This window comes from Chlorogloea sp. CCALA 695 (genome assembly GCF_003003885.1).
GTDB lineage: Bacteria > Cyanobacteriota > Cyanobacteriia > Cyanobacteriales > Chroococcidiopsidaceae > Aliterella.
On the sequence record NZ_PVWN01000104.1, the window covers coordinates 1 to 8460 of the forward strand.

General features: G+C 45.5%; 13 protein-coding genes and 1 pseudogene. 6 read left to right on the plus strand and 8 right to left on the minus strand.

Annotation, left to right across the window (positions count from 1 at the left end; genetic code table 11):
- Window positions 1–466: 466 nt before the first annotated feature.
- Window positions 467–1747, plus strand: coding sequence for a dipeptidase (locus C7B70_RS24385; RefSeq protein ID WP_106371505.1), 1281 nt, complete (start codon window positions 467–469; stop codon window positions 1745–1747).
- A 266-nt stretch (window positions 1748–2013) separates the two neighbouring features.
- Here the strand turns inward: C7B70_RS24385 and C7B70_RS28095 are convergent, their stop codons facing one another.
- The 4 genes from C7B70_RS28095 to C7B70_RS24400 form a co-directional block, all read right to left on the minus strand.
- Complete coding sequence (locus tag C7B70_RS28095) at window positions 2014–2169, minus strand: hypothetical protein (protein ID WP_233221124.1); 156 nt, start codon at window positions 2167–2169, stop codon at window positions 2014–2016.
- Window positions 2170–2280: 111 nt separating this feature from the next.
- A complete protein-coding gene (locus C7B70_RS28100; RefSeq protein WP_233221127.1) occupies window positions 2281–2769 on the minus strand; it encodes a site-specific integrase in 489 nt (162 codons plus the stop codon).
- 195 nt (window positions 2770–2964) lie between these two features.
- The gene (locus C7B70_RS24395) at window positions 2965–3270 is read right to left on the minus strand and encodes a transposase (RefSeq protein WP_199192527.1); all 306 of its coding nucleotides are present in this window, start codon (window positions 3268–3270) and stop codon (window positions 2965–2967) included.
- A 60-nt stretch (window positions 3271–3330) separates the two neighbouring features.
- Complete coding sequence (locus C7B70_RS24400; RefSeq protein ID WP_199192528.1) at window positions 3331–3627, minus strand: transposase; 297 nt, start codon at window positions 3625–3627, stop codon at window positions 3331–3333.
- 210 nt (window positions 3628–3837) lie between these two features.
- Between C7B70_RS24400 and C7B70_RS27355 the strand changes: the two genes are divergently transcribed.
- From C7B70_RS27355 to C7B70_RS24420, 5 genes and pseudogenes are all read left to right on the plus strand, one after another.
- On the plus strand, window positions 3838–3990 hold the full coding sequence (locus C7B70_RS27355; RefSeq protein WP_199192529.1) for a hypothetical protein: 153 nt from the start codon (window positions 3838–3840) through the stop codon (window positions 3988–3990).
- 24 nt (window positions 3991–4014) lie between these two features.
- Window positions 4015–4419: pseudogene (locus C7B70_RS27360) on the plus strand (Uma2 family endonuclease); the annotation flags it as partial.
- A complete protein-coding gene (locus C7B70_RS24410) occupies window positions 4409–4972 on the plus strand; it encodes a hypothetical protein (protein ID WP_106371507.1) in 564 nt (187 codons plus the stop codon). The pseudogene C7B70_RS27360 and the gene C7B70_RS24410, both read left to right, overlap by 11 nt.
- Window positions 4969–5661 (plus strand): hypothetical protein, encoded by a 693-nt coding sequence (locus C7B70_RS24415; protein WP_106371508.1) that lies wholly within the window; start codon window positions 4969–4971, stop codon window positions 5659–5661. Before C7B70_RS24410 ends, C7B70_RS24415 begins: the two co-directional genes overlap by 4 nt.
- A 185-nt stretch (window positions 5662–5846) precedes the next feature.
- On the plus strand, window positions 5847–6635 hold the full coding sequence (locus tag C7B70_RS24420) for an alpha/beta hydrolase (RefSeq protein WP_106371509.1): 789 nt from the start codon (window positions 5847–5849) through the stop codon (window positions 6633–6635).
- Window positions 6636–6666: 31 nt separating this feature from the next.
- Here the strand turns inward: C7B70_RS24420 and C7B70_RS24425 are convergent, their stop codons facing one another.
- The 4 genes from C7B70_RS24425 to C7B70_RS27370 form a co-directional block, all read right to left on the minus strand.
- Window positions 6667–6960: a hypothetical protein gene (locus tag C7B70_RS24425; RefSeq protein ID WP_199192530.1), complete on the minus strand. Its 294-nt coding sequence runs from the start codon at window positions 6958–6960 to the stop codon at window positions 6667–6669.
- Window positions 6961–7185 carry a site-specific integrase gene (locus C7B70_RS24430; protein ID WP_199192533.1) on the minus strand — a complete coding sequence of 75 codons (225 nt, stop codon included), beginning with the start codon at window positions 7183–7185 and terminating at the stop codon, window positions 6961–6963.
- Between the two features lie 79 nt (window positions 7186–7264).
- Complete coding sequence (locus C7B70_RS27365; RefSeq protein WP_199192531.1) at window positions 7265–7582, minus strand: transposase; 318 nt, start codon at window positions 7580–7582, stop codon at window positions 7265–7267.
- A gap of 239 nt (window positions 7583–7821) precedes the next feature.
- Window positions 7822–8097: a hypothetical protein gene (locus C7B70_RS27370; protein ID WP_199192532.1), complete on the minus strand. Its 276-nt coding sequence runs from the start codon at window positions 8095–8097 to the stop codon at window positions 7822–7824.
- Between the last annotated feature and the right edge of the window lie 363 nt (window positions 8098–8460).

An 8460-nucleotide genomic window follows, 5' to 3' on the forward strand; every position in this document is an offset into this window, starting at 1 on the left:
CTTTAGACTATATTATGCTACTGCCAGAGCAGGCTGACCTAACCAGTTAATCGGCATTTCAGACGTTAAGTAATGTTCCGCCAACAGTATCAAAACTGTGTAAGACCCTTAATCTGGTCTCAAAAATGCGATGATTTCGGGTCGGAGCGATTATGATTTCAGGTCGCTACAATTACGCTACATCCAGACTTTGCAGATACGCCCTAGAGGTCAATTTGAGAAGCATTAGGCTCTCATGCTAAGCTAATGTGCATCTAAGTTGCATGAATTTGTCCCTAAAACTCTTACAATGATACTTTCAAGTCTGAAAAATAAATGACGATTAGATTACCTTACTTTTAAACGACAAACGAACTGCAGTAGCGAATCAGATTTCTTCGCCCGAAGAAGTTACGAAGCCTTTTATTAATCGGATTGATAGTGTTTGTTGGATAATGACTTCAGCAAGCGGAATAACAATAAAAATATGATTTCTTATTTCTTCAGACGGGTAGTTTTATTTATCTTAGCTTTAGTTGCCGTATTGGGGTGGACGATTGCTCATGCGGATATCCCAAAAAAGGCTGGTACTTCATCTAACAATGAGCAGGTTAAGCTTGTTCATCAGTCTGCATTGACCATTGATAGTCATATTGATTGGCCCATTCGCCAAGTTCTGAATCCAGGCTTTGATCCCAGTGTCGGGTACAAAACGGGATTAGTAGCGAGTGGACAGTGGGATCTAGTTCGCATGGAGAACGGTGGTTTGGATGCAGCATTTATGTCGATCTTCACCCCACAACGACAGCTTAACGATCGGGGATATGCTCAGGCAAAAGACTTGGCAAACCGGATGATTCAGCGAACCGAGCAGTTTTTGTTAGATCAACCGAACCGAATAGCGATCGCCTTGAGTCCAGCAGATGCCGAGCGGTTGGAAAAAGTAGGAAAGCGCGCCATTTTTCTAGGCATGGAGAATGGGTATCCATTGGGAACCGACATCAAGGCAGTCCAAGCTTTTTACGATCAAGGAATTCGCTACATTACCTTAACTCACTCCAAAAATAATCAACTCGGCGATTCTTCCACAGATAAACAGCAACAGTGGCAGGGATTGAGTCCTTTTGGTGAAGCAGTTGTTCAAGAGATGAACCGCTTAGGCATCATGGTCGATGTTTCCCATGTGCATGACGATACGTTTTGGGATGTAATTCGTTTATCGAAAGCTCCCATTATTGCCTCCCATTCCAATGCTCGCAAGGTGCGAGATGTCCCACGCAACATGGATGACAATATGCTGAGAGCGATTAAAGCAAAGGGAGGTGTTGTACAACTGTGCTTGCTAGGGGATTACATTAAAGCAATTCCCAAAAATCCGGAGCGGACGGCGGCTTTGGCTCAGTTAGCAAATCAGCAGGCGGCATGGTTTCAGGGCAAATTAAATCAGGCTGAGGTGAATGACTTGCTGAAGAAATTGCAGGCGATCAATGACCAGTATCCTGAACTCAAACCCACGATCGCTGATGCTATCAACCATCTCGATCATATGGTGTCAGTTATGGGCATTGATCATGTGGGCATCGGCTCTGATTTTGACGGAGGTGGTGGATTGAGAAACCTGGAAGATGTCTCTCAGATGCCTAATATTACGCAAGAGTTGCTGAATCGCGGTTATACTCCAGAGGAGATTCGTAAAATCTGGGGAGGCAACTTGATGCGGGTATTTGAGCGAGCGCTCGAAGTAGCGAAGCAGATGCAGGAGACTTAACTTGCATAATCTATGTTCAGGCTATCTGTGGAAACATCGGCAAGATTGAGAGCGAGCTTGTTTCAGTTAATGCTTATGGGATTGAGCCGAGATACGTGTGAATGCGGCTTTTTCAATTTCGCTTGGATGTTCTCCTGATTCTAGATACAGGCTAGAACCATCGGTTGGTCGCCCATGAAGATAGCGTCCAGTTGTAGCAATGTTTGCATGACCAAGTGAACCGGAGCGCCGCGATCGGTTGCATGACTCGCATGAGCATGACGCAGCTAGTGAGGTGATACATTCTCAACTATAGCCTCCTCCAACCCTGGCACTCTTTTCGCCGCAGCTTTGACAATGCGATTGACCTGCATCTCTTTTAAATGCCCCTTTTTCTTACGGCTAGTAAATACTGGTTCACCAATTGCCGCGTCCCCCCGCATTGACTGCAATTCCTGCCACAGCGATACAGGCAGCTTAATTGCCCGTGTTTTACCGCCTTTCCCGTAGACTAATACCTGTCCCCCAACATCCCTTGGTTGCAGCGAAAACCACTACAATTGCGTTACCTCTGACACCCGTAACCCTCCAACATACAGTAGCTTCAGCAACGCTCGGTTGCGCTTATTCGGTTCTAACCCAATCATAGTCTGTACCACCCATTCAGGTATTATCCGCTCTGCCAACGAATCCTTTACCTTGGGGAGAGTTACTGCTCCGGCTGGGTTGGCTTTTAACAATCCCGTTTTTTGGTGAGCGAAGGTAAATAGTGATTTGATTGCCGCGATCGCTCTAGCAACCGAAGAAACAGCCAGGGAGCTTTGATGCAGTGCAGTTGCATATCCTTGAACATCAGCTAAGGTTATTGACTCAATGGGTTTACCCGAGATTACCAAAAACTTTAGTGCTTCACGACGGTAGTAACGTTGTGTATGCGGTGACTTGCCATGCAGCCAAAGGTCGAGCAACCCCTCAGTGGGAGTAATTGACGCACTGGAGGGAGCGATCACAATATTGGGGGTTAAAGAGGAGTGGTCGGACATGAAAGAGTAATTACGATAATACTCTATGAACCTATCCCACTAACAAAATTCTGTTAATCCAAATGTGAATTGTGGCAAGGGAAATAAAAGCATTGAAACAGGCAGAAATTCTCTCCCATCGAACAACAAGCCTACGGTATTTTCGTTGAAACCATGCAAAGCAACGTTCTTGTTGAAAACGTGGCACAGAAATTTTTATTGGTCTACCTCGATTTCTCTTAGTTTTGCAGGTTCGCTTCGGCAACTGCGGTCTAATACCACGTTTACGCACCACGCCGCACGCAAATCCTTGGAGTCATAGCCTTTGTCCGCCGCCAGCACCTTAACTCGTTTGCGTGGTCTTCCGGGACAATTAGTTTTAACTAGAACACTATTTAACAAGGGTATAACTTGCTTTCGCTCACTACCATTAGCTGCGGTGGTGCTATTGGACAGAGGCAGACCATTACCATCGGTCAAAGTATGAATCAAAATCCCTTTGCCCTTATAACCATAAGCCACACCCTCAAGAGCCGCCTTTGCCAGGGGGAAAAAGAGCCGTCCACCGCCCCGTAACTCCAGTTAATTAATCCCCTCTCTGATGCGATTCCTAGTATCCGCATTTTGTAATCGTTTTAACGTTCCATCCGTTTGCCAACGCAAAAGCCATCTGTGCGCTGAACTTTTTGATGCCCATATTTCTCCCTTCGGCACATCACAAGGGCGGCAGCCTGTAATCAATACATACATTAAGGTGTTCAGTACATGACGAAAAGGCGCATGGGGCATTCCCCGTTCCCGCTTTTCTCCAACTTCTGTCATCACATCCTCAAACAACTTCCATTCTAAATCGCTCAATCCTTCAAATCTTCCCGCCATATTCCGGTAACTTAATCGCCCTGACAATTAAATTATCACATTTTTGATCTTAGTGGGATAGGTTCATCATTCAATCACACTTCTACAGCGCGTTTTTACTCTAGCGAAACTCTAACGACAAACGATAGGGTACAATGAAAGTTAATTGCTTTTTGGTTTGCCTCTATGAGTTTTAGTAAAACTACCTTTAGCTTGTAAGAGTTTTTAGCTATGCCCGAAAGTAGCGAAGCCCGTTACCGGGCGCGCTTGCGCGATCGCTTTGAATTAGTTAATGGAGAAGTTACCGCCAAAGTGTCACCAAGATACAACCACGCCAGCGTCCAAGGTCGATTTTACCGATTCATAGATGATTGGTGCGTCTGAGAGCAATGCGGTCGAGTCTGCCCAGAGTGGGCTGTAGTTTTAAAGCGCAAAGGAGTTGACTGGGTTCCCGTCCCGGATTTAACTTACGTTTCTTACGATTGCGCGGAGCGCAGTGCCGGAGGCAATCGCTTATCGGCAGACTGGGAGGAAGATGAGCCAAGTCCTGTACTGCCAGAATTAGTGATTGAAATTATTTCTCCTGGTCAATCATTTGGCGAAATGACGAGCAAAGCTACAGATTATTTACTATCTGGCGTAGACAGGGTATGGGTTGTAGATAATCAAGTTCAGTCAGTGACAGTTTTTGGCGGCAGTGATTTTCCTCAAACTTTTTGGGTTAATGACACGATTTCTGACCTGCTGCTGCCGGGACTTGCGATCTCGCTAACAGATATATTTGTATTTAAGCGACCATCTAATGCCAACTAAAATTCAAGATAAATGCAGGCAGTGCAGCAAGCTTTCGGTAGAAAATACGATAGCGCAAGCGCGCCCGGTAACGGGCTTCGCCCGTCATGGAAAATTGGGCGATGGTTGTTGGGTAGGGGAACTTTGCCACAAACGCCGCACTTACTACAAAAAACGCGACTTGTACAACCGAAACCGCCGTCTCAAGTATCGCGGCGATCAAGAGTCGGAGAAACAATTGGAGTCAATTACTATTCCTAGCGTTCCGGCGGTTATTATTTATTTCTACCGGGGGCGTAGGGACGAGCCACTTCACGCCATGTTTGTCGATTTATGGGTGGGTCAGCAGAGAAAAACTGCGCGCGAACCTGTTCATACTTTAGGCTGGAAGGAAGCCCAGGTAAGAGAATACATTAAAAGTGCGATGGTCGCAGAGCGAACCGCCGAAGGCATCGCTTCTTTTTCCCAGCAGTACGAGATAACTATCAGTGGCGTAGCAGCAACCGTCGAACTTAAGCCCAGTCTGTGTCCCCTCAATCCTTACCCTTTGAAGGTTGGAGATCAAACCCAGTGACTCCTACTTATAAGCAACTGGAACTAGATTTATGGGGCGACCTGAAAACTGCGCTGACTGACCCAGAAGCTACCGAGATGGAATTGCTTTGGCATTCTTTAGAAAGTGCGATAGCGCAAGCGCGCCCGGTAACGGGCTTCGCTCTGTCTGATAGCAATGAGCAGTTATCAGTAGCTGGGGATGCGATTTCTCAAATTGTCCAAGTCTACGTCAAACGCGCTAACAGTATTTTGGATAGTTTGGAAGTGACTGATAGTAGCGATGGTCCCGTTTTAGACGAGGACTTTTTATCAGGGTTGATGCGCTCCTCGATCAGGATTGATTTGTCGGACTTGATAGAGGAATTTGCTTTTGATGATGTTGAGTCGAGTCCCATTAGTACGGGTTCAGTGGTATCGATATTAGACCGCAAAGAAGCGAGGGCATTAGCAAGAAAAGCTAGGGCTGCCATGAAAACAGCCTTGAAGGAGTTGGCTGAAAAGGAGAATATCCCCAAGTGGCAGCAGGCGATCGCACTTTGGCTACAGCAACACCAAGGTGAAAAAGTTTCTCTATGGAAATTACAGCAAGCCCTGGCTATGCCTTTGGTAGAGGTTTGGCTGGGACTGCTGCATTCTCCTACGCCTTATCAGTGGGATAGGCAGGGGGAGTTTTACCAGGAAGTGCGGGATTTTTGGATTAGCAATTAATGAAGATACACTTGCAAGGATATAGTTAAGCATTTGGTTTAATTTAGTTCAGCAGTCATTTACTGAAGTTTGAGATGTTTAGGAGGGCTGCAAACCTTATTTTGTAATAGCTCTGTCGATCTGATTATTGTGATACAGTTCGGTATGGATTGAGCTCCGAAACCATACCATTTTCTACAATCCCGATGACATCTAGGCAAAATAGCGAACCTTATTTTCTGACATTTCATTCCTCAAACCCAGAATATCCATTGCTGATCTTTTTGCCCGGAATGAATGAGGCAGGGAAAGCTCTGCTTGAGCTAGTAACCAGAGGTTTAGAAGCGGGCTTTAATGTCCGTTGTCTCGTGATTCCGCTTAATAACTTGATGGACTGGCAACAACTAACAGAAAGCACAATCGCGCTCATTCAAGTAGAGCTAGAAAGAATACCGCAAGAGGCAGTTTATCTCTGTGGTGAATCCTTGGGAGGATGCCTCGCTTTGAAATTGCTCGAACACGCTCCGCATTTATTCAAGGGGCTGATTTTGGTGAACTCCGCTTCTTCTTTTCATCGAGTGGCTTGGCTTAACCAAAGTTCGCGACTGCTTAGTTGGACATCGCCACTACTTTATAATTTCTCTGGAATCTTCACCCTGTGCTTAACGTCTGCGCTAACCCGTATCCCGCTTGCAAGGCTTCAGATTCTTTGGGAAGCCGCCCAAGCCGCACCAAAAAAAACGGCTGAATATCGCCTATCACAATTAAGTGAGTTTCGGATTGATGAAACTCAACTTCATCAGTTTACTCATCCTGTTTTGCTAATCGCGAGTCAGGCTGACCGAGTGCTGCCATCAGTTGCAGAAGCTCAATACCTCAGCAAAATTTTTCCTGCCGCTCAGGTTGTTATCTTGCCTCACAGTGGTCATACCTGCTTAATTGAAGCAGACATAGATTTGTACCAAATTTTACAAGCTGAACATTTTGTTACTTAATCTCAGTGTTAAGATAAGACTGGGTGAAAGGTTAGCTTGAGGCTGTCCGTCTGAAATCAGAAAGTTGGCGTTTAACGAACCAGATAATTATGGGGGGTATTACTAGCCACTGAAGCAACGGAAGCAGTCCAGTACCAAAAAATGGAAGCACTGGCATAGTATTAGCGTATTCCCATAAGTTAAGCACTCCAGTAGCTAGAGCTTCAAAGATAACTGTAATCAAAACACTAACTAAAATAAAGCTGCCTAGCTGCCACCAATTGAAGCGACGGAACCACTGACGCGACTTCGACCAACTGGCGTTTGAGAAATTTGCCGAAAACATCTAGCCATTTCCATAACCTATACTAGCAAGTGCGATCGCACTTGCTACCTGCTCTGGGTTGACCTCAAGGTAGCGTTGCATAGCAGTCAGCGATTTATGTCCCGATATTTGCTGAATTACGCGGATTGGCACGTTGGCATTACTCATATTCGTTAACGCTGTACGGTGAAAGGAATGAGTCGAAGCCCCCTTGATCCTTACTCGTTTACAGGCAGAAGTAAGAATTAGAGGCGAAAGGAATGAGTCGAAGCCCCCTTGATCCGGGGTTTGAGTAGCAAATGGATACTGTTGGTTAACTTAACAATCAATTGTTAAGACGAAGAAGGGCGAATCGGGATATTCGTGTCTGGGCAAAAGGTATATCATTAAGCCAAGCCACCATCCGCACAAAATTAATAGCCGTTGCTGTAAGAATATGCTGTAGTTGAACTTTGTCTAAACCTTGATAACGGGCTTTTCGTAAACCGTTGGTGTGCCAATTAATTTGAAATTGGCTGATGTCATAAGCCTCTGATGTTTTGGACTGCCAACTCGCATTAGGACGCATGGAACCAATAATTGTCACCCCGTAATGCTTCTGACTCTTGAGCAATAAAGTTGCATCAACATAACCAGCGTCCACAAGATGCTTGTCAGGAAGTAAAGCTTTCGCCTTTAAGGATTGATGAATAAGTTCTGTCTGGTCAACATCGGCGCGATTAGCTGGGGTTGTCTCTACATTAGTGATGAGATGAACTCGATCTTGAGCGCAGGTTTCTGTAAGATGAACTTTGTAGCCAGTCCAACTGGGTCGTAGGGCGAGTCAAAACGTTTTCCCGAAGGCGCTAAGTCTTTTGCCTGCCGCCAGCGCAGTTGTCCGTTTTACACAAAATATTGAGCAATCCACGTTTGACGCAAAATTTCAACTAATTCCAACTGACGCAGGCATTCGGGAGTAGTCGGGTCATCATAAATGGCATCAAGCAAGCGTATTCCATCCACACCGATTTTTTCGCCATAAGCATTACGAGCAACAATCCCTTTTGGCAGACGTTCCTCGCAGACCGGACGACTGTAGCGGTCAAACCAATCTTTTTCTATTTGAGTTTTCAGCCAACTTGGGGCAACAACTGCCAGAGTGTTGAGAGCTGCTCTCAAGGTTTTCCCAACACATTCCAAGCGACCCGTAGTCCGAATTGCTCCCAGAATATGAGCCCTTGTCTGTTCGTTGTTTACCCTTGTTCTTTAACCAGCCTTTTCTCTGGCATTGTTCTAAGAATTTATCTAAAAGAAGGTCGAAAACTCCTCCCTTAATGAGGCGTGAACGGAACTCACTTAGAACGGAAAAGTTAAATCCAGCGTCGGTTAGTTCTAGTCAATACGCATATTTCCAGTCAATACGACCTCTGACTGCTTCGGCGGCTTGTCTGTCTGCTAACCCTTCTATAGCAATCCTGAATCATTTATGAAAAAAAGAGGAGATAAGGATATAGTTAAACAAAGCAGTTGTTCAAGCACCGT

Excerpts from the sequence above, each read along its gene's own strand:
- C7B70_RS27355 (WP_199192529.1), top strand. The coding sequence starts at position 3,838 with ATGCCCGAAAGTAGCGAAGCCCGTTACCGGGCGCGCTTGCGCGATCGC.
- C7B70_RS24410 (WP_106371507.1), top strand. The coding sequence starts at position 4,409 with ATGCCAACTAAAATTCAAGATAAATGCAGGCAGTGCAGCAAGCTTTCG.
- C7B70_RS24400 (WP_199192528.1), bottom strand. The coding sequence starts at position 3,627 with ATGGCGGGAAGATTTGAAGGATTGAGCGATTTAGAATGGAAGTTGTTT.
- C7B70_RS28095 (WP_233221124.1), bottom strand. The coding sequence starts at position 2,169 with ATGCGGGGGGACGCGGCAATTGGTGAACCAGTATTTACTAGCCGTAAG.
- C7B70_RS24425 (WP_199192530.1), bottom strand. The coding sequence starts at position 6,960 with ATGTTTTCGGCAAATTTCTCAAACGCCAGTTGGTCGAAGTCGCGTCAG.
- C7B70_RS28100 (WP_233221127.1), bottom strand. The coding sequence starts at position 2,769 with ATGTCCGACCACTCCTCTTTAACCCCCAATATTGTGATCGCTCCCTCC.
- C7B70_RS24420 (WP_106371509.1), top strand. The coding sequence starts at position 5,847 with ATGACATCTAGGCAAAATAGCGAACCTTATTTTCTGACATTTCATTCC.
- C7B70_RS24385 (WP_106371505.1), top strand. The coding sequence starts at position 467 with ATGATTTCTTATTTCTTCAGACGGGTAGTTTTATTTATCTTAGCTTTA.